24 protein-coding genes are annotated in these 25,496 nt (G+C 60.0%); 11 read left to right on the top strand and 13 right to left on the bottom strand.

The features are described 5' to 3' along the window. Positions 1-48 precede the first annotated feature (48 nt). Positions 49-990, bottom strand: a complete 942-nt coding sequence (locus E3O56_RS10125) for a LysR family transcriptional regulator (RefSeq protein ID WP_216090883.1) — start codon at positions 988-990, stop codon at positions 49-51. A gap of 157 nt (positions 991-1,147) precedes the next feature. Here E3O56_RS10125 and E3O56_RS10130 point away from each other — a divergent pair, with 157 nt between their 5' ends. The 3 genes from E3O56_RS10130 to E3O56_RS10140 all read left to right on the top strand — a co-directional run bounded on the left by E3O56_RS10130 (position 1,148) and on the right by E3O56_RS10140 (position 4,880). Next, positions 1,148-2,464 carry an MFS transporter gene (locus tag E3O56_RS10130; RefSeq protein WP_228309513.1) on the top strand — a complete coding sequence of 439 codons (1,317 nt, stop codon included), beginning with the start codon at positions 1,148-1,150 and terminating at the stop codon, positions 2,462-2,464. Between the two features lie 11 nt (positions 2,465-2,475). After that, complete coding sequence (locus E3O56_RS10135; RefSeq protein WP_248128159.1) at positions 2,476-3,708, top strand: Zn-dependent hydrolase; 1,233 nt, start codon at positions 2,476-2,478, stop codon at positions 3,706-3,708. Between the two features lie 134 nt (positions 3,709-3,842). After that, positions 3,843-4,880 carry a histone deacetylase family protein gene (locus E3O56_RS10140; RefSeq protein ID WP_248128160.1) on the top strand — a complete coding sequence of 346 codons (1,038 nt, stop codon included), beginning with the start codon at positions 3,843-3,845 and terminating at the stop codon, positions 4,878-4,880. Between the two features lie 18 nt (positions 4,881-4,898). Here the strand turns inward: E3O56_RS10140 and E3O56_RS10145 are convergent, their stop codons facing one another. Both E3O56_RS10145 and E3O56_RS10150 read right to left on the bottom strand, forming a co-directional pair. Next, entirely contained in the window at positions 4,899-5,252 is a 354-nt protein-coding gene (locus tag E3O56_RS10145; protein ID WP_216090887.1) for a type II toxin-antitoxin system RelE/ParE family toxin, read from the bottom strand. Continuing rightward, positions 5,249-5,530, bottom strand: a complete 282-nt coding sequence (locus tag E3O56_RS10150) for a type II toxin-antitoxin system ParD family antitoxin (RefSeq protein WP_032881061.1) — start codon at positions 5,528-5,530, stop codon at positions 5,249-5,251. The genes E3O56_RS10145 and E3O56_RS10150 overlap by 4 nt, the downstream gene beginning before the upstream one ends. A 333-nt stretch (positions 5,531-5,863) precedes the next feature. Between E3O56_RS10150 and E3O56_RS10155 the strand changes: the two genes are divergently transcribed. Next, on the top strand, positions 5,864-6,766 hold the full coding sequence (locus E3O56_RS10155; RefSeq protein WP_057701145.1) for a LysR family transcriptional regulator: 903 nt from the start codon (positions 5,864-5,866) through the stop codon (positions 6,764-6,766). Here E3O56_RS10155 and E3O56_RS10160 read toward each other — a convergent pair. After that, positions 6,758-7,516 carry a substrate-binding domain-containing protein gene (locus E3O56_RS10160; protein ID WP_248128161.1) on the bottom strand — a complete coding sequence of 253 codons (759 nt, stop codon included), beginning with the start codon at positions 7,514-7,516 and terminating at the stop codon, positions 6,758-6,760. The genes E3O56_RS10155 and E3O56_RS10160 overlap by 9 nt on opposite strands. Continuing rightward, complete coding sequence (locus tag E3O56_RS10165) at positions 7,513-8,820, bottom strand: MFS transporter (protein ID WP_032877256.1); 1,308 nt, start codon at positions 8,818-8,820, stop codon at positions 7,513-7,515. The genes E3O56_RS10160 and E3O56_RS10165 overlap by 4 nt, the downstream gene beginning before the upstream one ends. Before the next feature lie 198 nt (positions 8,821-9,018). Between E3O56_RS10165 and E3O56_RS10170 the strand changes: the two genes are divergently transcribed. Further along, positions 9,019-9,165 (top strand): hypothetical protein, encoded by a 147-nt coding sequence (locus E3O56_RS10170; RefSeq protein ID WP_164699504.1) that lies wholly within the window; start codon positions 9,019-9,021, stop codon positions 9,163-9,165. A gap of 187 nt (positions 9,166-9,352) precedes the next feature. Continuing rightward, a complete protein-coding gene (locus E3O56_RS10175; RefSeq protein ID WP_248128162.1) occupies positions 9,353-10,285 on the top strand; it encodes a LysR substrate-binding domain-containing protein in 933 nt (310 codons plus the stop codon). 16 nt (positions 10,286-10,301) lie between these two features. On the opposite strand, the gene E3O56_RS10180 is transcribed toward E3O56_RS10175, so the two are convergent. The 4 genes from E3O56_RS10180 to E3O56_RS10195 all read right to left on the bottom strand — a co-directional run bounded on the left by E3O56_RS10180 (position 10,302) and on the right by E3O56_RS10195 (position 15,786). Beyond that, entirely contained in the window at positions 10,302-11,237 is a 936-nt protein-coding gene (locus E3O56_RS10180; RefSeq protein ID WP_248128163.1) for a LysR family transcriptional regulator, read from the bottom strand. 137 nt (positions 11,238-11,374) lie between these two features. Next, positions 11,375-12,562 (bottom strand): cyanate transporter, encoded by a 1,188-nt coding sequence (locus tag E3O56_RS10185; protein ID WP_248128164.1) that lies wholly within the window; start codon positions 12,560-12,562, stop codon positions 11,375-11,377. A gap of 91 nt (positions 12,563-12,653) precedes the next feature. Next, positions 12,654-14,060, bottom strand: a complete 1,407-nt coding sequence (locus E3O56_RS10190) for a saccharopine dehydrogenase NADP-binding domain-containing protein (protein WP_248128165.1) — start codon at positions 14,058-14,060, stop codon at positions 12,654-12,656. Between the two features lie 103 nt (positions 14,061-14,163). Next, positions 14,164-15,786 carry a 5-guanidino-2-oxopentanoate decarboxylase gene (locus tag E3O56_RS10195; protein WP_248128166.1) on the bottom strand — a complete coding sequence of 541 codons (1,623 nt, stop codon included), beginning with the start codon at positions 15,784-15,786 and terminating at the stop codon, positions 14,164-14,166. Positions 15,787-15,897: 111 nt separating this feature from the next. Between E3O56_RS10195 and E3O56_RS10200 the strand changes: the two genes are divergently transcribed. Beyond that, complete coding sequence (locus E3O56_RS10200; protein ID WP_248128167.1) at positions 15,898-16,776, top strand: LysR substrate-binding domain-containing protein; 879 nt, start codon at positions 15,898-15,900, stop codon at positions 16,774-16,776. 371 nt (positions 16,777-17,147) lie between these two features. On the opposite strand, the gene E3O56_RS10205 is transcribed toward E3O56_RS10200, so the two are convergent. The 3 genes from E3O56_RS10205 to E3O56_RS10215 form a co-directional block, all read right to left on the bottom strand. After that, a protein-coding gene (locus tag E3O56_RS10205; protein WP_248128168.1) for an IS3 family transposase occupies positions 17,148-18,511 on the bottom strand; the annotation gives its coding sequence in 2 pieces (ribosomal slippage) (positions 17,148-18,046 and positions 18,046-18,511; 1,365 coding nt in all). Between the two features lie 290 nt (positions 18,512-18,801). Next, positions 18,802-19,416 (bottom strand): NAD(P)-dependent oxidoreductase, encoded by a 615-nt coding sequence (locus tag E3O56_RS10210; RefSeq protein WP_078820600.1) that lies wholly within the window; start codon positions 19,414-19,416, stop codon positions 18,802-18,804. 34 nt (positions 19,417-19,450) lie between these two features. Next, positions 19,451-20,317, bottom strand: coding sequence for an MBL fold metallo-hydrolase (locus E3O56_RS10215; protein ID WP_216090892.1), 867 nt, complete (start codon positions 20,315-20,317; stop codon positions 19,451-19,453). Between the two features lie 105 nt (positions 20,318-20,422). On the opposite strand from E3O56_RS10215, the gene E3O56_RS10220 reads away from it, so the two are divergent. Together E3O56_RS10220 and E3O56_RS10225 are read left to right on the top strand one after the other, a co-directional pair. Continuing rightward, complete coding sequence (locus E3O56_RS10220; protein ID WP_005786071.1) at positions 20,423-21,328, top strand: LysR family transcriptional regulator; 906 nt, start codon at positions 20,423-20,425, stop codon at positions 21,326-21,328. A gap of 100 nt (positions 21,329-21,428) precedes the next feature. After that, positions 21,429-21,608 (top strand): hypothetical protein, encoded by a 180-nt coding sequence (locus tag E3O56_RS10225; RefSeq protein WP_003189580.1) that lies wholly within the window; start codon positions 21,429-21,431, stop codon positions 21,606-21,608. On the opposite strand, the gene E3O56_RS10230 is transcribed toward E3O56_RS10225, so the two are convergent. Then, positions 21,601-22,476, bottom strand: a complete 876-nt coding sequence (locus E3O56_RS10230; RefSeq protein ID WP_005786075.1) for a helix-turn-helix domain-containing protein — start codon at positions 22,474-22,476, stop codon at positions 21,601-21,603. The genes E3O56_RS10225 and E3O56_RS10230 overlap by 8 nt on opposite strands. Before the next feature lie 180 nt (positions 22,477-22,656). On the opposite strand from E3O56_RS10230, the gene pobA reads away from it, so the two are divergent. Both pobA and E3O56_RS10240 read left to right on the top strand, forming a co-directional pair. After that, the gene (gene pobA, locus E3O56_RS10235) at positions 22,657-23,850 is read left to right on the top strand and encodes a 4-hydroxybenzoate 3-monooxygenase (protein ID WP_148852365.1); all 1,194 of its coding nucleotides are present in this window, start codon (positions 22,657-22,659) and stop codon (positions 23,848-23,850) included. Positions 23,851-23,916: 66 nt separating this feature from the next. Next, positions 23,917-25,434, top strand: a complete 1,518-nt coding sequence (locus tag E3O56_RS10240; protein ID WP_103733599.1) for an MDR family MFS transporter — start codon at positions 23,917-23,919, stop codon at positions 25,432-25,434. The last annotated feature ends 62 nt before the right edge of the window (positions 25,435-25,496 follow it).

Genomic DNA, 25,496 nt, shown 5'->3' on the forward strand with positions numbered 1-25,496 from the left:
TGTATCCAGTGAGTTGTAACTGCTTTTTGACACGCAGGATGTGGCCAATTATACGTCGGCCAACCGCCCCATAAGACACTCAATAAACACCCCCTCCGCCCGACTCATCTTCTGCTCGCGATTCCACAACAGGTGAATATCCACATCCGCAATCCCCTCATCCGGCGGCAACCGCCACAGCAGCCCGTTTTTCACATCGTCCGCCACCACATGAGTCGGTAAGCAACCCAAACCAAACCCGGCAATCACCAAACGCCGCACTTCTTCCAGGCTGGAGGATGACGCCACGATCCGCCCACCGAAGCCTTGCTGATCACGGAAAATCGTCAGCGGCGAGAGCATCCCGCCAATCTGGTCGCTGGTAAAACTCACGAAGTTTTCCGACTGCAAATCCCCCTCGGCCAGGTTTGTGCGCCCGAACAATGGGTGATGTTTTCCGCAAAAGAACGCGTAGCGCTGACGCAGAAACAGGTGCTGTTCCAGGCGCGGCTGAGGCCGACGATTGAGGCTCAACCCCAGGGTCGCGGTTTTTTCCAGCAGGGCGGCGACGATGTCGGAGCTGCGCATCACTTCGACTTCCAGATCGACCCGCGGATGTTCGCGATGAAAGCTGGCGAGAAAGTCATCGAAAGTGTCGGAATTAATCCGGCTGATCATCAGCAAGCGCACTTTGCCGATCACTTCATCGCCGGGCTTTTGCAGGGCGTTGCTCATTTGCGAAACCTGGCCGTACATCTCGCCGGCAATCGCGAAAATCTGTTCGCCTGCCTCGGTGAGCACGAAGCGCGGGCCGCGACGCACGATGAGCTGGCAATCCAGCTGTTCCTCCAGGCGCTTGAGCGCCTGGCTGATGGCCGGTTGCGTCAGGTGCAGGCGAGCAGCAGCGCGGCTGATGCTCAGTTCCTGGCCGATCACGCGGAAGGTACGCAGCAGGTTCCAGTCCAGGCGGTCGTTGAGCAGGGGGTGAATATCGCGGCGGGATTCGGGCATGGTGTGGCTCGATAATAAGCAGTATTTATAATCAAGATAATAAATAGAAAATTGACTAATCATAGCCCCAGGCCGAAAAATCGGGCTCAACAAGCGCCATCAGAGCGCACCGGTTCGACCATCTCCTGCCAAAAAAATAACCAAAGGAGCCAGCCCCATGAAGCCTTCCGCTTCGCCGCAGCCTCGCCGTGCCGCGGCCGCCGCTTTTATCGGCACCATGATCGAGTGGTACGACTTTTACATCTATGCCACCGCTGCGGCGCTGGTGTTCGGTCAGCTGTTTTTCCCCTCCGACGATAAATTGTTCAGCACCATGGCTGCGTTCGGCACCTTCGCCGTGGGCTTCTTTGCGCGGCCGTTGGGCGGCATCGTGTTTGGCCATATCGGCGACCGCATCGGCCGCAAGAAATCCCTGGTGATTACCCTCGTGATGATGGGCGTGGTCACGGTATGCATCGGCCTGTTGCCGACCTATGCGCAGATCGGCGCCGCGGCACCGGTGCTGCTTGTACTGCTGCGAGTGGTGCAAGGCATTGCGGTCGGCGGTGAGTGGGGCGGGGCGGTGTTGATGGCCGGAGAACATGCGCCAAAGGGGCGCCGTAACTTCTTTGCATCCTTCGCCCAGTTGGGCAGCCCGGCCGGTTTGATTCTTTCTCTGCTGGCGTTCAGCGCGGTGACCCGCTTACCGGAAGAAGACCTGCTCAGTTGGGGCTGGCGCCTGCCGTTCCTGGCCAGTGCCTTGCTGTTGGTCGTCGGCCTGGCGATTCGCCTGGGTGTAAATGAGTCGCCGGAGTTCCTCGAAGACAAGGCCCTGGCGGAAAAAGCTCGGGCGATCAAGAAGGACCAAGCCCCCGTGCTGGAAGTGCTGAAGACCGCTTGGCGTCCACTGTTGTTGTGCATTGGCGCCAACACATTGGGGATTGCCGGCGTGTATTTCACCAACACCTTCATGATTGCCTACAGCACTCAGCAACTGAACCTGCCGCGCTCGCTGATTCTGGAATGCCTGTTCTTCGTCGCCATTATCCAGTTCTGCGTTCAGCCACTGGCCGCCTGGGTGGCAGAGAAGGTCGGCGCTACACGGTTCCTGTGCGCCATGTGCGTACTGGCAATGGCCTCGCCGTATCCGATGTTCGTTCTGGTCAGCAGCGGCCAGGCGCCGTTGATCATCCTCGGCATAGCCCTCGCGGTGGTGTGCATGGCGTCGTTCTATGCCGTCATCGCAGGCTTTGTCAGCGGCCTGTTTGAAACCCGCGTGCGTTACACCGCGATCTCTCTGGCTTACCAGGTATGCGGCGCATTGGCCGGCGGCCTGACACCGTTGATCGGCACCTGGCTGGCCCATCAATACCTGGGCCAATGGTGGCCGATGGCAGTGTTTTACAGCGTGATCGCGGCGGTCTCGTTGGTGTGCGTGCTGGCCTTGTCCCGCCGCCACGCCACGGCTCACCGCCTGGAAATGGCACACAGTTGAGGGAGTCAGCAATGTTGAAGATCAATGGCGAGCGCCTGTGGCATAGCTTGATGGCCATGGCCGAGATCGGCGCGACTGCACGCGGTGGCAGCTGCCGCCTGGCGTTGAGCGCCGAAGACAAGGCCGGTCGCGAGCTGTTCAGTCACTGGTGTACAGCGGCTGGCCTGACGTTGAGCGTGGATGCCATTGGCAATCTGTTCGCCCGTCGTGCGGGTACCGACAATGACGCCGCTGCGGTGATGATCGGCAGCCATCTCGATACCCAGCCCGAAGGCGGGCGCTTCGATGGCGTGTACGGCGTATTGGCCGGCCTGGAGGTGATCCGCAGCCTCGACGACCACGGCATCCAGACGCGCAAGCCCCTGGAAATCGCAGTGTGGACCAACGAAGAAGGCGCGCGTTTCACCCCGGCGATGCTGGGCTCGGCGGTGTTCACTGGTGCGCTGACGCTGGACAAGGCATTGGCGACCACCGACGTCGATGGCATCAGCGTGGCCGAGGCGTTGCGCACCACCGGCTATAACGGTGAGCGGTCATTGGGTGGGGCGGTGGACGCGTATTTTGAAGCGCATATCGAGCAAGGCCCGATCCTGGAAGACAACGCCAACAGTATCGGCGTGGTGACCGGCGGCCAGGCGATTCGCTGGCTCGACGTGCGGGTCGAAGGCATGGCTGCCCATGCTGGCACCACGCCGATGGCGCTGCGCAAAGATGCGTTGTATGGCGCCGCAAAAATGATCCAGGCCCTGGAAAACCTCGCTGCCGATTTTGCCCCGCATGGCCTGACCACTGTGGGTGAATTGAGCATCGCCAAGTCGTCGCGCAACACCATTCCCGGTGTGCTCGACTTCACTGTCGATCTGCGCCATCACCGCGACGCCGATATCGACGCCATGGAGCAACAAGTGCGCGCACGCCTGCAGGCGATTGCCGAAAACCGTGGCCTCAGCGTGACTATCACACCGCACTGGATCAGCCCGGCCACGCCGTTCGATGCTGAGTGCGTGGCCTGTGTGCAAGCGTCGGTGGATGCTCTGGGCTACAGCCAGCAGACCATCATCAGCGGTGCCGGCCACGATGCTATCCACCTGGCGCGCTATTGCCCGACTGCGATGATCTTCATCCCCTGTGTCGGTGGCCTGAGCCACAACGAAGCCGAAGACGTCTTGCCTGAAGACGTGCGCCAGGGCACCGATGTATTGCTCAACGCCGTGTTGAAACGCGCCGGCCAGTTTCATTTCTAACGGCTGACGCCGTGCCCATGTGGGAGCTGGCTTGCCTGCGATAGCGGTGAAGCAGGCAGTACATTGTGCTCTGACCGTGCGCAATCGCAGGCAAGCCAGCTCCCACAGGTTCTGTGTTTATCCAGGAGCATCCTATGAATACGTTTTTCCATCCCGAACAACTGCTGCATCATCCACGCAGTTACTATTCTCGTGGCCAGATGCGCACACCACAGGAGGTCCCCGAGCGTGCGCGCAACCTGCTGCTGGCTGCGCAATCCCTGGGCTTTGATATCCAGCAACCGAGCGACTACGGTATGGAGCCGCTGCTCGCCGTGCACGGCGCTGCATATCTGGATTTTCTCCAAGAAGCTCACCAGCGCTGGAAGGAAATCCCCGAAGACTGGGGCGACGAAGTCATGTCCAACATCTTCGTGCGCGAGCCCAACGCCCTGCGCGGCATTCTGGCCCAGGCGGCACGTTACCTGGCTGATGGCAGTTGCCCGATCGGTGAACTGACCTGGCGCTCGGCGTATTGGTCAGCCCAAAGCGCCGTTGCCGCTGCCAAGGCGATCCTCGATGGCGCACCTGCCGCCTACGCCTTGTGCCGCCCGCCGGGTCATCACGCCCGCTTCGATGCGGCGGGCGGCTTCTGTTACATCAATAATGCGGCGGTGGCTGCACAAGCGTTACGCCAAGGCTTCCAGCGCGTCGCGGTGCTCGATACCGACATGCACCACGGCCAAGGCATCCAGGAGATTTTCTACCAGCGCGATGACGTGCTCTACACGTCGATCCATGGCGATCCGACCAACTTCTATCCCGGGGTGGCGGGCTTTGCCGAAGAAAGAGGCGATGGTGCAGGCTCAGGATTCAACCTCAACCTGCCCATGCCCCACGGTGCCAGCGAAGCGCTGTTTTTCGAAAAGCTGGAGCTGGCCCTGGCAGCGGTGAAGGATTTCTCGGCGGATGTGCTGGTGTTGTCACTGGGCTTTGATATTTACGAGTTGGACCCGCAAAGCAAAGTCGCGGTGACGCGGGAAGGCTTTGCGCGGCTGGGCGAGTGCATTCGAGGGCTGGGGTTGCCATGCTTGATCGTGCAGGAAGGGGGTTATCACTTGGAGACGCTGGACAGTAACGCGCAGGCGTTTTTCAGTGCGCCAGCGGCGTGGAAGAAATTATCAGTCGATTAAGCGCTAAAAGCCTGCCGATCAGTTTTCAGCAGGCTTTTCGTCTATCAATGAGCAGTCGTTCCCCTCACCCTGGAACAGCGCCGCGTAGTTTTGCCCGCCATAAAATACCCCCACTATCGACACCGTTTCGCAATCAGGCCTCACCCTGAACGCGATGATGGTGCTGCGACGATAGTGCGTGATGCGTAAGCCTGTAAGCAGGTCGTCACGGCGCGTGCCACGCAAGGGGAACAGGGCGAGGTTTTCACAGTAGCTGACGAGATTGTCGATAAAGCGCGTCGCTACCAAGGGGGAGCCGGCATCGCAGATGTAATCCTCAAGGGCATTGAGTTGCGTCAGGACTTCAGGCGAAAAAACCACCGAGTAGCTCACGCGTTCCCGATGCCTTTGCGCTGACGCCTGGCTGCCATATGCTCGCGAACCTGTTCTGCAGATAACCCGAGCTCAGGCTGTGCCTCAAGAGCGGTCGCTGCCGGGATGACTTCGTCCCTCAGCCAATCTTCCATGGCACGGTCACGTGCCAGCAGCACCCGCAATCCGTCGCGAATCACTTCGCTTTCGCTGGCATATTCGCCTGCAGCCACCTTGGCTTTGACCAGGGCCGCCATTTCAAGGGGCAAGGTGATGCTCATTTGCTGGGTTGAGCGCATTGGGATGTCCGCCAGAAGTGAGTAGGATTAAATCCTACTTGACCATTGGCGCGATGCAAGAAGCAACTGATCAATGCCGATATCCGGCGTCTCGTCGTCCATCCAGAAGGGGTAGGTTTGCATGGGGTGTCGCGTCTCCAGTTGTGTAGGTCAGGCCGCAAGTATTGACCCGTTTTGGCGATCGCGTGGCCGTAGATGGCCGATAAGCTGCTGAAATGTATGACTTGATATCTGTAACAGGATTATCTCGATAAAGCCGCCCCGGCTCGCATGGCATCCCATCGGCTCCCATACGATAATGCTCGTCACCCCGACCACTTTGGCCCGCCTCCCGTGATCATCAATTTCGACCTCAACGACCTCCAAGCCTTCCGCGCCGTGGTAGACAAGGGCAGTTTCCGTGGCGCCGCCGAGGCCATCCGTATCTCGCAGCCGGCCCTCAGCCGACGCATCGAGAAGCTTGAATCCGCCCTGGATGTAAAGCTGTTCGAACGCACCACACGGCGGGTCAGTCTGACCATGGTCGGTCGTGCCTTCTTGCCCCAGGTGGAGCGAATGCTCGACGATCTCGACATCGCCTTGATGGGCATCAGCAACGTCGCGTCCACACGCATGGGCAACGTCACCATCGCCTGTGTGCCGTCTACCGCGTATTACTTCATGCCCCACGTGATCTCCGAATTCCACAAGCTGTATCCGAAGATTCGCCTGCGGGTGCTCGATGCCAGTGCTGGTGAGGTGAGCAATGCGGTGGCAAGCGGTGAAGCGGATTTCGGCGTGAGCTTCAGCGGTAGCCTGGCCGACGAGGTCGAGTTCGAGCTGTTGTTGCAGGAACGCTATGTGCTTGCCTGTCGGCGTGACCATCCGTTGGCCACGCGTGAGAGCGTGACCTGGACCGAGGCCTATGAACACGACTACATCAGCGTGGACAAAACCTCGGGCAACCGCTTCCTGCTCGACCAGGCGCTGCGTGGCGTGCGGGTGAAAAAGCCGAGTATCTGCGAGACCCATCACGTGACCACCATGATCGGGCTGGTGGAGGCGGGGCTGGGCGTGGCGATGGTGCCGTCGATTGCGATGCCGGCGTGCGAGCACCCGATTCTGGTGAGTGTGCCGCTGGTAGAGCCGCAGGTGATGCGCAATGTGGGCTTGATCAAGCGCCGCGGGCGGACACTGCCGCCTGCGGCGCTGGAGTTGGAGCGATTGGTGCGGGAGATGCCGTTTCGGTCAGCGTGACACCGAGTCCAGGCCGGTGGATTGCACCGCCGGTTGAGCTTCGGGCGAGGCCATGAACTCCAGCAGCGCCTTGGCTTCGTCCGGGTGTTCGGCGTTGACCGGAATGCCCGCCGCAAAGCGTGTCACCGATTGCACGTTTTCCGGGATCTTGCCGACAAACGTCACACCCTTGACCGGCAACAATTCAGCCACCTGCTGCAAGCCGACTTCGTAGTCGCCCTTGGCCACCTGCTCGCCCACCGGCACGCGTTCGATCATGGTGCCTTTGGCCGGCATACCGAGTTTCTTGAACAACTCTTTCTCGACGTACACACCGCTGGCGCTGTCCGAGTACGCCACGGATTTGGCTTTGCTCAGCACGGCCTTGAGTTCGGCGTCGGTATTGATCGCAGGTTTTTGCGCGACTTCCTTCACCACCAGGCCAATGCGCGAATCGGCCAATTCCACGCGGGACGCGGGGTCGACCTTGCCTTGCTTGATCAGCTCATCCAGAGCGTAGCCAACCATGATCACCACGTCGGCGTGCTCGCCGCGGGCCAGGCGGTTGGGAATCGCTTCCGGCGCCTTGCCCATGGACGGGCCGAGAATGGTGTCGAGGGTGTCACCGCTTTGCTTGGCGTATTGCGGGCCAAGCAGTTTATAGGCGGCGGTGAAACCACCAGAGGTCATCACCTTGAGCTCTTCGGCCTGGGCCGTCAGCGCCAGGGCGCCGAGGACGACGGCAGTGAGGGATTTGAATAAAGGCTTCATTGCACCGCCTCCTGCATGACTTGGCCACGGGTATTGGCGTGGCGATACAACGCCAGGGTTGAACACAGCGCACACAGTGCGGCGAACATCATCCAATAGGCGGGAGATGCCTTGTCTTCAGTGATGTGGATGAACCAGGTGGAAATCGCCGGCGTGAAGCCACCGAAGACCGCAGTCGCCAGGCTGTAAGCCAGGGAGAAACCCGCCACGCGCACTTCCACCGGCATGATTTCGGTCAGCGCCGGGATCATCGCGCCGTTGTACAGGCCGTAGAGGAAGGAGAACCACAACAGGGTTTCCAGCATGTGCGCAAAGCTTGGCGCGTTGACCACGTAGGACAGCGCTGGATAAGCAGTAAGAACAGTCAGCACGGTCATGGCGATCAGTACCGGTTTGCGGCCGAAGCGATCACTGAGGATGCCGCCGATCGGCAGCCAGAAAAAGTTCGACACCGCCACCAGCAAGGTCACCAGCAGGGCATCGGAAGTGCTCAGTTGCAGCACGGTCTTGCCGAAGGTCGGTGCGTACACGGTGATCAGGTAGAACGCGGTGGTGGTCATGGCCACCATCAACATGCCGCCGATGACTACGGTCCAGTTCTTCACCAGGGTCGCCATCACTTCACGCATGGTCGGGCGATGCTTGCGGTTGGCGAACTCTTCGGTTTCCTGCAGGTTGCGACGCAGCACAAAGATAAACGGAATGATCACGCAACCTACGGCAAATGGAATACGCCAGCCCCAATCGGCCACCACTGCCGGTTCCATCCACACGTTCAAGCCATAGCCCAGCGCTGCGGCGACCACGATGGAGATCTGCTGGCTGCCCGACTGCCAGCTGGTGTAGAACCCTTTGCGGCCCGGCGTAGCCATTTCAGACAGGTAAACCGAGACACCGCCCAATTCCGCACCGGCCGAGAAACCTTGCAGCAGGCGGCCCAGCAGCACCAGCAGCGGCGCCCATAGGCCAATGGTGTGATAACTGGGCACCAGCACGATCAACAGCGTGCCGCTGGCCATGATCGACAAGGTCACGATCAAGCCTTTGCGACGGCCCACGTCATCGATATAGGCACCCAGAATGATTGCACCCAGTGGTCGCATCAGGAAGCCCGCGCCGAATACGGCGAAGGTCATCATTAATGACGCAAACTCATTAGCGGCCGGGAAGAACGCGGCGGCGATATAGGTCGCGTAGAACCCGAACAGAAAGAAGTCGAACTGTTCAAGGAAGTTGCCCGAAGTAACGCGCAGTACAGCGCCTACTTTCGAGCTGGCAGGGGCGGGCCGGGAAGGGCTAGTCATGATTTTGTGTCTCCAGCGTTCTTTTTAAAGTGCTTGTTTCGCTTAAGACTGGGGATAGTGGCTGACACATTTAGAAATGATAAGTGACAAATATGGATGCATTGATGTGTTTTGGTTATTAGTCAAAACGGCCATCCGATTTTTCAGACCTGTTCTATGCTTGAGCTTGTGTCCAATTCTTACGGATGGGAGGTGGCTATGGGCAACGAACACCAGCAGCACAATGAGCCAGAACGTGATCATCATCGGCGGCAGCCAGAGGAAGAAAAACCGCAAACCTGGAAGCACCCCGACGACGGCACGGAGCTTTCCGAACGGGACCAGGAGCGCCCGCTGAAACCCTGACTTCAAGTCCAATACAATCCAACTGTGGGAGTGGGATAGGCCGTTCCCACAGTTGTTTTGTGAGGCTTACATAAACTTCAAGCGCTGATTTATCGTCTCCAAACCGCCTGATGAACAGCGCGCACATAGACGCAGCCCCGTGGCCTTTCTAAACTGCGGCTTGTCTTGGGGAAAGGGGCGGGCGCCGATGAATCGCAATGAATTACGCAAGGCCGACATCAACCTGATGGTGGTCTTCGAAGCGCTGATGCTTGAGCGCAATGTGACGCGGGTGGCGGAGAAGCTGTTTCTCGGCCAGCCCACCATCAGTTCGGCCCTCAACCGCCTGCGCACCCTGTTCAACGACCCGTTGTTCATTCGTGTCGGCCATCGCATGGAGCCCACGGCCCGTGCCGAGGAAATCATCCAGCACCTGTCGCCGGCCCTGGATTCCTTGTCATCGGCCCTGAGCCTGACCCATGACTTTGATCCGTCCATCAGTACCATGACCTTTCGCATCGGCCTGTCGGATGACGTCGAGTTCGGCCTGCTGCCGCCGTTGCTGCGCGCCTTGCGCCAGGAGGCGCCGCAGGTGGTGTTCGTGGTGCAGCACGTGGATTACTGGCGCATTCCCGACTTGCTGGCGTCGGGCGATATCACCGTCGGCATCACCCAGACCCGCGGCCTGCCGGCAAATGCCAAGCGCAAGCTGTTGCGGCATATCCGCCCCTGCCTGCTGCGCGCCGATGCCTCGGACACGCCGCTGACCCTCGACGAATATTGCGCACGGCCCCATGTGCTGGTGTCCCACACTGCCAACGTGGCCGGGTTTGCCGATGAGTGGCTGGCGGAGGTGGGCCGCAAGCGCCATGTGGTGCTGTCGGTGCCGCAATACAGTTCGCTGCCGGCGTTGCTCGCCGGCACCGATATGATCGCCAGCCTGCCGGATTACACTGCCCAAGCCATGGCCGCCAGCGGCAATCTGTACTGCGAGCCGTTTCCCTTCCAAACCCCGACCCTGGATTTGTCGATGGTCTGGCTCAGCCACGTCGACACCGACCCGGCGGAGCGCTGGATGCGTTCGCGGCTGGAGGCGTTCATGAGTGACAAGCTCCCGGCTCCAAGCTCAAAGCAACTATAAAGACTGCTTGGCGCCTTCAACTTGCCGCTTGCAGCTGTTCCTCACACACCCTCACCACTTGCTCACGAAACCAGCTATTGGCGCTGTCTTGCCCATTGGTTTCCTTCCAGTGCATATCCAGGGTGAACCCCGGCAAACCGTTGGGTGCTTCGCACACACCGAACCCCGGCGCCAGCAACTTTTGCACGCGACGCGGCAGGGTGACGATGAAGTCGGTGCCGGTAATCATCTTCAACGCTGCGCTGTAGCTATTGGCCCGCGCGATCACCTGGCGCTTGCGCGCCTGACGTGCGAGCCAGCCGTCGATCATGTTGGTGTCGGAGGACCATGGCGTGGGGAATATGTGACGCCGCTCGACGAAAGATTGCAGGCTGAACGCCGGCTCCCTGGGTGCCGAGCGCTGGTCGAAAACGCAAACCAGGTCATCCTCCAACAGCATCTGGGTTTTGAAGTCTTTATGGGTGCGATGAAAGTGCGGGCCGAAGCAGATCACCAGGTCGAGGCGGCCTTCACGCAGGTCATCGACGGGAATGTCGGTTTCCAGCTTCTGCACATTGACGATCACCGGCAGGTCGGCATGGTCGAAGTGCTTCAACAGCCGTGGCAGGATCAGTTGCTCGAAGTATTCCGGGGCGCACACATTGAAGGTCACCGCCTGTTGGGTCGGGTCAAAGGCCTGGCCACCGGCGTGACACAGGTTGATGCTTTCCAGGATCTTCTGCACATGCCCGTACATGGTGGTGGCCTTGTACGTCGGACGCATACCGGCCCGTGTGTTGATAAACAGCTCATCCTCAAAGCTGGTGCGCAACTTCTTCAGGCTGTAGCTCACCGTGGACTGGCTGACGAACAGCGTTTCGGACACATCAGTAACGCTGCTCTGGTCGTAGACGGCGATAAACACCATCAAATCCTGCATATCGAGCTTTCTGAGCGAGTTACTGTTTAGCATCGGTTTCGTCCGTAAACCCTTTGTACCGAACTCAGTACAAGACTGGGCAAAATGTTAACGGAACGCTCGTACCAATAGAAAGCTCTGTAGGACTATTCAATGTTTCGTGTGGGACAAATACTGTTTGTAATACGACGTCAGCGGATATGTCGTACGTAATGCCGGGGGTTGAAGCGCAGGACCATCAGCAGCATCACCACAGTCACCGCGGTCAGCGACCACCAGGCCCCTTCAAAGCTGCCCAATTGATCGCGGATCACTCCGGCAATCAAGGGTGACACGCCGGCAATCAGGTAACCGATGCCCTGTACAAATGCGGTAAGGCTACCGGCGCGCCGTGGGTTGTCGAGGTGGTCGAGGGACACAATCAGGCTCATGGGAAACAATCCGCCGATACCCAGGCCGAGCAGGCAAGGCCATAGCAGGCTCCAGTGTTGCGGGCTGAGGATCAGGCCGCAGAACCCGAGGATGATCAGCGCCAGCAGCACCGCGATCACGCCGCGTTTATCCTGGCGTCGGTTGGCGATGGCCGGGGTGACCAGGCCGGAGATCACCTCCATGGCGGTCAGCAAGCCCAGCAGCAAGCCGGCATTCTGTTCGCTCCAGCCCTGTTCGACGTAGTACGGCGCCAGCCACGCCAATACACAGGTATAGGACGCCGTGCCCAGGCCAAAAAAGATCGCCAGCAACCAGGCGCGGCGATTGCTGAAAAATGATTCCCGAGTGCTCGAAGCTGCTTGAGGCAAGGGTGGCAGAGCCGAACGCTGGGTATACCAGAACACCAGCGCCAACAGCGCCAGTACCGCCCAGATCGCCAGGCCGATGCGCCAACTGCCGGTGCGCACTTGTACCAAGGGTGAGAGTGATGCCGCCAGCGCAGCGCCGCCCATGATCGCAGTCACATACAGGCCCATGAACAGCGAAACGTCAGCGCTGAATCGCGACTTGATCAGCGTCGGCATCAACGCCTGAATCAGCGCGATGCCGACCCCTGCGGCAATCGCGCTGACGATCAGCTCCAGCGCCGAATCCAGCAACAGCCGCGATAAGGTCGCCAGCCCAATCACCAGCAGCGACAGCATAATGCTGCGATGTTCGCCCAGGCGCTTGGCCAGGCCCATGCCAACAAACATCGCCAGGCCCATGGCCATGACCGGCAACATGGTCAGTAAGGCGGCGCTGCTGAAACTCAACGGCACATCCACGCGAATCGACGACAGCAACGGCCCCACAGCCGCCATCGACGGGCGCAGGTTAAGGGCGACCAGCACCACGCTGATCATCAGCCATACGGCGGTGGTGGGTTTTGCGTGAACGTTTTCCATGGGCCTGCCTTGAGTGAACGAGGGCGAATCAGGCCACGGATGGGGAAGCAGGGCAAATCAGAAAGTTGCAGGGGCTATTGAAAAAAACGATTCATGCCTCTGTGAACTGTGCAAATTGCCACGGGTATTCAATGTCGTCGCGTTGTTCCGGCAGGGCCGTAATGGCCGGCCGCCAGTCGGTCTGCCGGGCAAGCACGAGGCCCAGGTACGGGTACGCCGCGTCGAGGACATACGTATGGTCCATATCCTCGGCTTCGACAATGCCCTGGTCGGGGTTGCGCACCGCCCAGACCATTCCCGCGAACACCCCCGCGACGACTTGCAGGCTGGTGGCCGTATTGAACGGCAGCAGGGCCCGCGCCTGGTCAACCGACAGCATTGAGCCAAACCAATAGGCATTCAATGCATGCCCCATGAGCAATACTCCGAGCGCATCAATGCCGCCGTCGGCCACTTCATGACCCATTACCCGTTTGCTGCGCGGATGCTGCCAGTTGTTGCCGATCAATTCGTGGATCGACAATAATGCGTCGTCGCAACAGCGGTAGGCGTAGTGCAGCGTGGGCCGATATATCACATGGCCGTTTTCGCGCAGCGTCAGGCAATCGGCCAATGAACAGGTTTCATGGTGGGTAATCAACAGGCCCAGGCAGCTACCCTCTACAGGTGTCCAGGTCTTGACCGGCACCGTCGCGCTGGGGCGATCCAGAAAAATAGCATTTTTTTCACCATTACGATGACGTCGCGCATTTGGCGGCCAGTGTCTCTCATGGGTCCCCCACGCCAACTCTGCCGGCTGTCCGCCTTCGCTGATAAAACCGTCGACCGACCAAGTATTGACGAACTCTCCGGTTTGCTTGGGCTGGGTGGAGCGTTGCGTGTCGTGCTCGGCGATATGAATCACCTTGACCCCCATTTGCATCGACAGCCGTGCCCACTCCACGTGAGCGTTGGCGACGGGTACTGGGTGCTTCAGTTCGTCTGCCAGCCCCATGAGCCCCGCCTTGAGCAAGTGTGAGATCAGCCCGGGGTTGGCGCCATGGGCCACCACCGCCGTGGGCCCCTTGCCGAGTTTCTTGCGCAACTTGAGCATTTGCTGGCGCAAGGCGTAGTTGGTGCGTTGCTCGCTCGACAGTGTCGGGTCGGTGTAACCACCGGCCCAGGGTTCGATACAGGTGTCGAGGTACAACACACCGGCATTGGCGGCATAGGTCATCAGGGCGATGGAACTGACGTCCACGGATAAATTGAGCAGGAAGTCGCCGGGGTCGATATACCGATCCAGCAAGGCTTCGTAGTTGTCCTCGTCCAAGTGCGCCTTGATAAAGGTGATGCCGTGGGCTTCGAACCATGATGTCTGGTCAAGTACGGGCGCGATCACGGTGATGGTGCGCAGGATCAGCGTGTCCTGTTGCAGCAACAGCGGCAGTGTGGCCCTGGCGATCGAGCCAAAGCCAATCACTACCAGGTTGCCGGAAAATATCGATGCCTTAGCCATGCAGCCTCCTTGTGCATCAACGTTGTGCATGGCTTGAATATTACGGCGTCGTACTCGTGCGTCTACTGTCAGAATCGACAGGGTGGTTGGCGTGATCCACGGCTCAAATGTTCGCCTGCTGCCACCGCCCCTGATCGATTTCAATCAGCGTCGGCCCCGGGCGCTCAGCAGCCGCACGCAATGCCGCACGCAGTTGTTCGATGCCATCGATGCTTTCTGCCGCGCACCCCATTGCCTTGGCGATGCCGATGAAATCCGGGGTGTAGATGTCCACGCCCACCGGCTCGATGGCGCGGTTGAGCATGTACTTCTTGATCTCTTCATAACCCTGGTTATTCCACAACAGCACGATCACCGGTATGCGGGCTTCCACGGCGCTGGCCAGTTCCGGCAGGGTGAATTGCAGGCCGCCATCGCCGATCAGGCACACCACCGGTTGCCCGTCGCCGCGCCCCAACCAGGCACCGATAGCGGCGGGCAGGGCATATCCCAGGGTGCCGTAGCCGGTGGATGAGTTGAACCAACGGCGTGGGTGGTCGAGGTTCAGGGTCAGGTTGCCGCTGTACACCGGTTGGGTAGAGTCGCCCACCAGTACGGCGCCGGGCAGTGCTTCCAGGATGGTGTGGAGTAACAGCGTTTGTGCGCGGGTGGCGGCATCCCAGGTGGGCGCCAGTTCGGCCCACAAACGGGCGACGCGTGCTGCGCCCCACTCGGCGTGGCGCGGTGGCAGTGGCTGGCGGTTCAGCTCGGTGAGCAAGGCCTCGGCGGCGATTGTCGCGTCGGCCACCAGCGCCACCTGGGGCGGGTAGTTGCGTACGGTCTGGTCCGGGTCGATATCGACCCGCAGCAGCGCGCCGGGAATTTCGAAACCGCCGGCGAAGGTCACGTCATAGTCGGTCTCCGCCAGTTCCGTGCCGATGGCCAGCACCACATCGGCCTCGGCGACCAAGGCGCGGGTGGCTGCCAGGCTTTGGGTCGAGCCGAGCAACAAAGGATGTGCGGCAGGCAGCAGGCCTTTGGCATTGATAGTCAGGGCCATGGGGGCGCCGAGGGTTTCGGCCAGGCGGGTCAGTTCTGGCGCTGCATCGATAGCACCGCCACCGGCCAGGATCAGCGGGCGCTTGGCGGCGGCGAGCAAGCGGCTCATCTGCCTGACCGCCGCCGGTGCCGCCCCGGCGCGGGCCACGTTGACCGGTGCACTGCCCATCAGGGCGTCGGCGTTCTCCACCAACACATCCAGCGGGATCTCTATATGCACCGGGCGCGGCCGACCGGCCTGGAACAGCGCAAACGCCCGCGCCAGCACACCGGGCAATTCTGCCGCCGACATCAGAGTATGGGAGAACGCCGCCACGCCTGCCACCAGCGCGCTCTGGCTGGGCAGCTCATGTAACTTGCCGCGCCCGCCCCCCAATTGGCTGCGCGCCTGCACACTGGAAATCACCAGCATCGGGATCGAGTCGGCATAGGCCTGACCCATGGCCGTGGTGATGTTGGTCATGCCGGGGCCCGTGATGATGAAGCACACGCCGGGCTTGCCACTGGTGTGCGCATAACCGTCGGCCATGAAACCGGCGCCCTGTTCATGGCGCGGGGTGACGTGACGGATGCTGGAACGCGCCAGGCCACGGTACAGCTCCACGGTGTGCACGCCGGGAATGCCGAACACCTGGTCCACGCCGTAGTTTTCCAGGAGGTTGACCAATACTTCGCCGCAGGTCGCCATAGAGGTCGCTCTTGTGATGGATTCGAGACGCTATTGGAGCGGCAGGCCGGTAGCGGCAACAAACGATAAAAAGTCATACTCGCCATGTCCTCACGTCATGGCTGCGCCCCGATGAAACGTCTTCCGCCCTTGCCCGCGTTGCACACTTTCTGGGTCACGGCCCAGTGCTGCAACTTCACCCGTGCCGCCGAGCAGCTGCACATTACCCAGGGGGCGGTGAGCCGGCAGATCGCCGGGTTGGAACACCAGTTGGGCTATGCCTTGTTCCTGCGCCAGGCGCGGGGCTTGAGCTTGACCGAGGAAGGCCGCGAGTGGGCGTTACGGGCGCAGCAGGTGTTCGGCTTGATCGGTGAGGCCGTGGAGCACATCGGCGGCCGTCGCGAGGTCCTGCAACTCAAGGCGCCCACCTGCGTCATACGCTGGCTGCTGCCGCGCGTGTTGCAATGGCAGAAGGAGCGTCCGGATGTGCCGGTGGAACTCACCACCACCGTGGCCTTTACCGTGGACTTTCGCTGCGAACGATTCGACGCGGCGGTGATCTACGCACCCATCGCCGAGCAGGCCGCCGAGGCACGGCATTTGTTCGACGAACAACTGACCCCGGTGTGCGCGCCGGCGTTGCTGGCAGGCTTGCACACGCCGGCTGATCTGCAGCAACAAGTGCTGTTGCATCCCACGCGGGACGAGCGGGATTGGGCGTTGTGGTTGAAGGCGGCGGGTACGCACTTGAGTCACCTGAACCAGGGGCCTCATTTCGAAACCCTGGACTTGGCGATGACGGTGGCGTCACAGGGAAATGGCGTGGCGATCGGTGATCGTGCGTTGATTGGCGAGGACTTGAAGGCCGGACGCCTGGCGATGCCGTTTGAATTGCGGGTGCCGACGGGGATGGGCTATTACTTGGTGTATCCGCCGGGGAAAGTGCCTTCTGCCGGGTTGTTGGCCCTGATGGACTGGCTAGTGAGCCAGGCACAGCAGTCACAGCACTGAAGATTCAAATGTGGGAGGGGGCTTGCCCCCGATGGGCATGGGTATCTACGCAACTCTGACATGCGACCGTCAGTAACCACGATGCGAAGCGAGCCGCTCTTGATCTTGCTCTGCTTTTGGTCTCAGGCGCCCCGTTAAACCACGCTGGCCGGAATTCGACGGGGATTTGGGGGGTAAACCGGCAGGGATGCCGGTTTAGCCGCCCCGCGCCATGGATGGCGCATGGCGGCGGCCCCCCAAATCCATGGCGGATTACGGGCACACCGAGCCCAGGCGAGGTGCCGAGTGGTGGGGCAAGAGCGCTGGTTACTTTCGCGCTTTTCGAAAGTGACCCGCCATTGAACTGCCCCCCAAAAGTTGGACAGGAGACGCTATTGATTTAGTGCCTGGGTCCGAAACTGTACCGGACTCAAGCCATTCAGTCTGAGGCTTATGCGGTCTTGGTTGTAGTAGGTGATGTAATCCTCTAAGCCTGATGCCAGTTGCTCCACACTCTCAAATGATTCCAGATAGAAAAACTCGCTCTTGAGCGTGCCGAAAAAGCTCTCCATGACGGCATTGTCCAAGCAATTACCCTTGCGCGACATGCTCTGCTCGATGCTCTTTTCGGCCAGCATGTGTCGGTAGGTAGGCTGCCTGTACTGCCAACCCTGGTCAGAGTGCAGTATCGGCTTGTCACCTTGATTCAGTCGCCCGAAGGTTTTTTCCAGCATCGTCGAAACCATCCTGAATTCGGGACGTCGGTTGACCTGGTAAGCCAGGATCTCGCCGTTGTACAAATCCATGAGAGGCGAGAGAAACAGCTTTTGCCCCTTCACCTTGAACTCCGTCACGTCGGTTGCCCATTTCTGGTTAGGGGCTTGTGCCTTAAATTCGCGCTTTAGTAGATCAGGCGCAACAAGCCCTTCAGCACCTCGGTAAGAGCGATATTTCTTCACTTTGACCAGCGACTTGAGGCCTATCATCTGCATCAGCCGATACACCTTTTTGTGATTGATCAACTCACCACTGTTTCCAAGAGTCGCGGCGATGCGGCGGTAGCCGTAACGCCCCTTATGCCTGTGATAGACGCTGCGGATGCGATCTTTAAGGCCGGCATGCTTGTCGGTTAGCAGTGTTTTACTTTGGTAATAGAAGGTGCTGCGTGCAAGTGCCGCAGCACGTAGCAACAGAGCAAGTGGATGCTCATGCCTCAATCCTTGGACGGCCTGCGTTTTTTTGGCTGCGCAGTAAGGGGATCCGCTTGGATTAAGGCATCGAGCTTTTTTAGATAGGCATTCTCCGCGCGCAGATAAGCCAGTTCTGCGAGCATTTGTGCAGGGGTCAGTTCTGCGTCCGCAGGAAGAGCGGGACTTGCTTTGGGTTGCCTGGAAGGTTTGCGGGGCATGCTGGACTCTTTAAGACGATGCGGTTGTAGTGCTTCTACACCGCCTTCATCGTACAGCTTTCGCCACTGCCTGATACTACTTGGACCACGGATATCAAACCGTATACAGGCCTGTTGGTCCGACAGCCCGTCTTGTTTGATGCACTGCAAAACCTTCAATTTAAACTGGGCATCGTAATGGCTGTACTTGGCAATCAAGCCAGAGGCGCCGTGCTTTTCAAAACCCTTGACCCAGCGACGAAGCAGCGATGGACTCAAGCCATGCTTGAGGGCCACCTCATGAACACTACTGGCAGACAGACACTCTTCAATCAGTGATTGCTTGAGTGCTAGGTTGTATTTCGTCATGGAACACCCTCCCGAGGGGGTCAGGTGTCCAACATTCGGGGGGCAGTTCACATAAGGGCGGAACCAATAGTGATCGTCACCTAAACAATGGATATGTACTCGATCCAACCGAACATCCTGGTCGGCTGTGAGGCCGCCATCGGGGGCAAGCCCCCTCCCACAGGGGCCGGCGGCGTACCAGAAGTTGTGTAGATACCCATGCCCCGATAGCGGTGTGTCAGTCACAAATAATCTGCCTGATCCACTGCTATCGGGGGCTTGCCCCCTCCCACATTTTTTACCGCGTGGTGTCAGTAGCCAACGGTGAAGCGCTTACGCGAGTGCTTGGGTGTTTCAACCTCGTCGATCATGGCGATGGCGTAGTCGGCAAAGCTGATCGAGCTGTTACCGTCACTGCTCACCAACAGGTCATCCTGGCCCAGGCGGAATTTGCCGGTGCGCTCGGTCCCGTCGAACAGCGCCGATGGCGAGAGGAACGTCCAATCCAATTCCGTTTCCTGGCGCAGCGTTTCCAGAAAATCAGCCCCGGCACTGGCTTCGGCCTTGTACTCCGCCGGGAACCCCGGGCTATCGATGACGCGACTGCCGTCCGGTAGCAGCAACGAACCTGCACCCCCCACCACCAGCAGGCGTTTGACCCCGGCCTTTTTCACCGGGCCGATCACGGCGCTGGCGGGCAAGGTGGCAAAGTGCGCGGCGCTGATCACCACGTCGCTGCCGCTGATAGCGTGTTGCAGGGCATCGGCGTCCAGGGCATCCACCTGCTTGACCGTGACGCCCGGGCGTACGCCCAGCTTGTCGGTGTTGCGAGCGATGGCGGTGACGGTATGCCCGCGGCGCAGGGCTTCTTCCAGCAGTTGGCTACCGGCACGGCCGGTGGCACCAATGATTGCGATTTTGCTCATGACGTTCTCCATCAGGGTTAGGGTTTAAAGCCGATCACCACTTCATTTCGCCCTTGGCGACTTTGGCGCTCAATTCCAGCGAGCTTTCGTCGGCGAGGGTGGGGTAACGCTGTTTCATGGCCGCAATCAGGGCGGCGGAATCCTTGGCCTTGGCGGTTTCGATGTCGAAGGCCTGGATGTAGTCGGCGGTGAATTTCACCGAGGCCAGCGATGGGGTGCCCAGGTAGTGACCAGGGATCACTGTTTTTGGCTTCAAGCCTTCAATACGCTCAAGGGTGCTCAACCAGTCTTTATGAGATTGCGCGCCCTGAGTGTCAGCCATCCACAGGTGAATGTTTTCGGCGACAACCACGCCACCGACTACAGCCTTGATCGACGGGATCCACACAAAGCTGCGATCCGGCTGCGGACCGTCCAGGCCGACCACTTCAAGCTGTTGCCCTTCAAGGGTCAGGCTGTGGCCTTGCAACACTTGCGGCACGATCGTTTTGGTCGGTTTGTCGGCGCCCATTTTCGGGCCCCAGAATGCCAGCTTGCCGGCGACGGTGGCGTTGATATGGTCGACCACCGGTTGTGGCGCCAGCACCTTGGCGTCGGGGAACGCGGCGGTCAGGGTGTCGAGGCCGAAGTAGTAGTCCGGGTCGCCATGGCTGATGTAGATGGTGGTCAGGTGCTTGCCGCTGGCGCGGATCTTCTGCACCAATTGCTCGGCCTGGCCTTTGCCGAATTGGGCGTCCACCAGGATCGCGTCTTTGGCACCGCTGACCAGCACCGAGCTGACGGGGAAGATCGCCGCTTCGCCTGGGTTGTACACGTCCAGTTTCAGCTCAGCGGCTGCGGCGTGGGCGGCGAACGCCAGGGCGGCAGTGGCCAGGGTCAAGCGTTTGAAGGTCGAGAACATCGGGCAGCTCCTGCCATTGGTAAGGGGTGGGTAGAGCTTAGTTGCATAAAACACCACAAAAAATGCGATGCTTGGACATAGTTTGTTTCTGAAATCGGACAGATCATGGATCGTCTTCAAGCAATGCGCGTGTTTGTCACCGTGGTGGACCTGGGCAGCCAGTCTGCCGCCGCCGATCATCTGGACCTGTCGCGCCCGGTGGTCTCGCGTTACCTGGCTGAGCTGGAGGATTGGGTCGGTGCGCGCCTGCTGCACCGCACCACGCGCAAGCTCAGCCTCACTGCTGCCGGGAGCGAAACCCTGCCGCGCTGCCGGCAATTGCTGGAGCTGTGCGCTGATATGCAGGCCGCCGTCAGCGAGCCCGATGACGCGCCTCGGGGCTTGTTGCGCCTGAGCGTCAGTACCTCGTTCGGCCAGGCGCAGTTGGGCGCGGCCATTGCCGAGTACGTCAAGCGCTACCCGCTGGTGACGGTGGACTTGCAGATGCTCGACCGCACGGTGAACCTGGTGGACGAGCGCATCGACCTGGCGATCCGCACCAGCAATGACCTGGACCCGAACCTGATCGCCCGGCGCTTGACCGTGTGCCGCTCGGTGGTGTGTGCCACACCGGCCTATCTGCGTGAGCATCCGGCGCCGCAGAAAGTCGAAGACCTGGCCCGGCACAACTGCCTGACCCACTCCTATTTCGGCAAGAGCCTGTGGCATTTCGAAGAGCAGGGCGAACACGTGTCGGTGCCGGTGCACGGCAATATCACCGCCAACGAGGCCAGCACGTTATTGCGTATAACCCTGGCCGGGGCAGGGGTGGCGATGCTCCCCAGTTATCAGGCCGGTGACCTGATCCGCAGTGGTGAACTGGTGCGCTTGCTGCCTGCAGCAGAGCCACGGCAGATGAACATCTATGCGGTGTACGCCTCGCGCAAGCACATGCCCTCGGCACTGCGCAGCCTGCTGGATTTTCTGGTGCTGCGGTTTCCGGAGGCGCCTGCGTGGGACGTCGGCCTCTGAGGCGATATAAACGCGCTGAATGGCAGCCAATCATGGCAACTTGCGCTGACTGACCTATGCTTTAAACAGCACCGTGTAGATCCGTTCAGAGGTCTGTGCCATGAGTATCAAAACCAGAAAATACCTGACGATTTTCACCCTCTGCGCATTGGCGACTGCGTTGTACGGGACAGCCGCCTATCGCGTTGAGCAAACGCGCATGCAACCGGCGGCGTTCGCCATCAGTTGCCATCAGGACCAATGCGTGCCGCGCACCGGCAGCTTCAGCGCGCTCAGGTAGGCTGCTCGGCCTTTAATTGCTCGCGAAACGCCTTGGGTGAAAACCCGACCCTGCGGCGAAACAGTCGCGAGAAGTTGGTCGGGTCGGAAAAGCCCAGCACCTCGGACATCTCATTGATGGTCATGCTGGTGTAGGTCAACAAGCGCTTGGCTTCCAGCAATTGGCGGTCATGCATGATCTGCAATGCCGGTTGCCCGCCCAACTCCCGACAAGTCCCGTTCAAGTGTGAGACCGAGATGCCCAGCTTGTGGGCCAAATCTTCAATCTTGGGGTGCTCACGGTAATGCTGTTCGACCAGTTGGGTGAAACGCCGAAAATACTCACGACCACGTGGGGCGCGTGGATGACGGCGCTGGATCGCCTGGCGGCTGACCCACACCAGCAGCACGCTGACCAAGGCGTGCAACATCATGTCCCGTGCCGGTTGATCATCGGCGTATTCGTCCTGCAAGCGCACGAACAGGTTGTTCAAGTAGTCGCTGTCCTTGCCCGCAGGATAACTGCCGAGGGTTTGCAGGCCATCGACGGTGTCGCCCAATTGCGCCTGCAAATGGCTGACCAGCGGCGCCGAAAGGGTCACCACATAACCCTGCACATCTTCGGAAAAACGAAAGCCATGCACGCACAGTGGCGGCAACACTTGCAGGCTCGCTTCATTGAGGGTGGTGCGCTGGCCTTCGATTTCCAGTTGTGCCTGGCCTTTGTGCACATACAGCAGTTGGCACAGATCCGCGTGCCGGTGGGGCTGGATTTCCCACTGGTATTCCCGACTGCGCCGGGAAATGGTTTCGCAGTGCAACAAATCGGGCGTCGGCCACTGCTGGCTTTCCCCGTAAAGCTTGAAGACCGGAATCGCGGTTTTGGTCATGGTTTCAATCCGATACTCAGGATAATGGTTCGGTAATCGCCCCGATTGGCGAAAAGCGCAGGCTTTGACGCAGTTTTCACCTTCTTATGCGGTTCGCTCAAGTGAAAAATGTCAGCCACAATTCCACTGACAACTCTTTCACTCGATACGTTCGGGTAAAGCGTGAAGGCCATAAAAATAATGAAAACCCTGAAAACCCAAGTCGCCATTATTGGCGCCGGTCCGTCTGGATTGCTGCTCGGCCAGCTGCTGCACAACGCTGGTATTCAAACCCTTGTTCTAGAGCGCCAGAGCTCCGATTACGTGCAGGGGCGCATCCGTGCCGGAGTGTTGGAGCAGGGCATGGTTGACCTGTTGCGCGAAGCCGGGGTGAGCCAACGCATGGATGTTGAAGGGTTGGTGCACACAGGTTTTGACATTGCCCTTAATGACCAACTTATCCCAATCGATCTCAAGGCATTGACCGGTGGCCAATCGGTGATGATCTACGGCCAGACCGAAGTCACCCGCGACCTGATGGCCGCCCGCGCAGCCGCCGGCGCTACCACGCTGTACGAGGCGTGCGACGTACAGCCCCATGATCTGAAAAGTGATCGACCCTGGCTGACGTTCAATCACCAAGGCCAAGCCTATCGCCTGGAGTGCGATTACATCGCCGGTTGCGATGGCTTCCATGGCGTCGCCCGCCAGTCGATTCCGGCGCAGGCGTTGAAGGTATTCGAGCGGGTCTATCCCTTCGGTTGGCTGGGGGTGCTCGCCGATACGCCGCCGGTACACGCCGAGCTGGTGTATGCCAAACACCCACGGGGTTTTGCCCTGTGCAGCATGCGCTCACCGACGCGCAGCCGTTATTACCTGCAAGTGCCGCAGGACGAGGCTGTGGAGGATTGGTCGGATGAGCGTTTCTGGGATGAACTGAAAACCCGCTTGCCCGGTTCATTGGCGCAGCAGTTGGTGACCGGCCCATCGATTGAAAAAAGTATCGCGCCGCTGCGCAGCTTCGTGGTGGAACCCATGCAGTACGGGCGCCTGTTCCTGCTTGGCGATGCCGCACATATTGTCCCGCCCACCGGCGCCAAGGGGTTGAACCTGGCGGCCAGTGACGTGAGCACGTTGTTCCGGATCTTGCTCAAGGTGTACCGCGAAGGACGCCTGGACTTGCTGCAAAAGTACTCGGCTATCTGCCTGCGCCGGGTATGGAAAGCCGAGCGGTTTTCCTGGTGGATGACCTCGATGCTGCATGAGTTTCCCCAGGCGGACGCCTTCAGCCAGCGCATTGCCGAGAGTGAGCTGGACTATTTCATCCACTCGGATGCCGGGCGCAAAACCATTGCAGAAAATTACGTCGGGCTTGCTTACGAGCCTATCGAATAGCCTGCTATCGTATTGAGCATTCCCGCGGGCGATCTTGTCCTGCGGGCCTTGTTCGAAGGTTCTGCCGTGACTCACCTCAATCAGCCCGCCCCAACCGTTCCCGCCGTGCGCAGTATTCTCGCTGCGCTGATGATGGCGATCTTCCTCGGCGCCCTGGACCAGACCATTGTGGCGGTGTCCATGCCGGCCATTTCCGCGCAGTTTCATGACGTCAACCTGCTGGCCTGGGTGATTTCCGGCTATATGGTGGCGATGACCGTGGCGGTGCCGATCTACGGCAAGCTTGGCGATCTGTATGGGCGTCGGCCCATGATGCTGATCGGCATGGGCGTGTTTACCCTGGCGTCGCTGTTTTGTGGCATGGCGCAAAGCATGGAGCAATTGGTGCTGGCGCGGATTCTCCAGGGCATCGGTGCCGGCGGGATGATTTCAGTGAGCCAGGCAATCATTGGCGACATTATTCCTCCCCGCGAACGGGGACGTTATCAGGGGTATTTCAGCAGCATGTACGCGGTGGCCAGCGTGGCGGGGCCGGTGCTGGGCGGTTATATGACCGAGTACCTGTCGTGGCGCTGGGTGTTTTTGATCAACCTGCCGCTGGGTGCCGGCGCCTGGTACGTGGCCCATCGCACTCTGGTGGGGCTGCCGGTGCCGCAGCGCAAGCCGATCATCGATTACCTCGGCACGGTGCTGATGATCATCGGCCTCACCGCCTTGTTGCTGGGCATCACCGAAATCGGCCAGGGCCATTCGTGGCGTGACGATCAAGTGCTGGGGTTGTTGGCCTGCGCACTGTTGGCGTTGAGCGTGTTTGTGTGGCACGAACGCCGCGCGCGCGAACCGCTGCTGCCCATGCACTTGTTTGCCAACCGCAATGCGGTGTTGTGTTGGTGCACGATTTTTGTCACCAGCTTCCAGGCAATTTCCCTGACCGTGCTGATGCCCCTGCGTTACCAGACCGTGACCGGCGCCGGTGCCGACAGTGCGGCCCTGCACTTGCTGCCCTTGGCGATGGGCTTGCCGATGGGCGCGTATTTTGCCGGGCGCATGACGTCGGTGACTGGCCGCTATAAACCGATGATCCTCAGTGGCGCAGTGTTGAGCCCGCTGGCGATTCTCGGCATGGCCTACAGCGCGCCCCAGGCGGTGGTGCTCACCAGCGTATTCATGCTGTTGTGCGGCATTGCCGCCGGTATGCAGTTCCCGACCTCGTTGGTGGGTACGCAGAACTCGGTAGAGCAACGGGATATCGGTGTGGCCACCAGCACCACCAACCTGTTCCGCTCCCTGGGCGGGGCAGTGGGGGTGGCTTGCATGTCGGCGTTGCTGCTGGCGCTGTTGCACGACTCCAGTTTCGCCCATTTGACGAGCGCCGCACTGGTGGCCGAAGGCAGTTCTGGCAACGTGCTGCTTGACGGCCTCAACGCCGCACCCGGCCCGGCGCAGGATGCGTTGCGCGGGGAGTTGGCGGTGACGTTCCGGCATTTGCTGATGGTGAGTGCGGCAGTGTCGTTGCTGGGGTTGGCGGCTGCGATCGTGATGCCGAATCGGGTGCTGCGTGGTCGGGAAGACAAAGCCCGCTAGGTCCAACTGAATGTAGGAAACCAAATGTGGGAGGGGCGGCGCGACGATTCGACTTGCTCCCA

This window comes from Pseudomonas sp. W2Aug9, from assembly GCF_023127755.1.
Classification (GTDB): domain Bacteria; phylum Pseudomonadota; class Gammaproteobacteria; order Pseudomonadales; family Pseudomonadaceae; genus Aquipseudomonas; species Aquipseudomonas synxantha_A.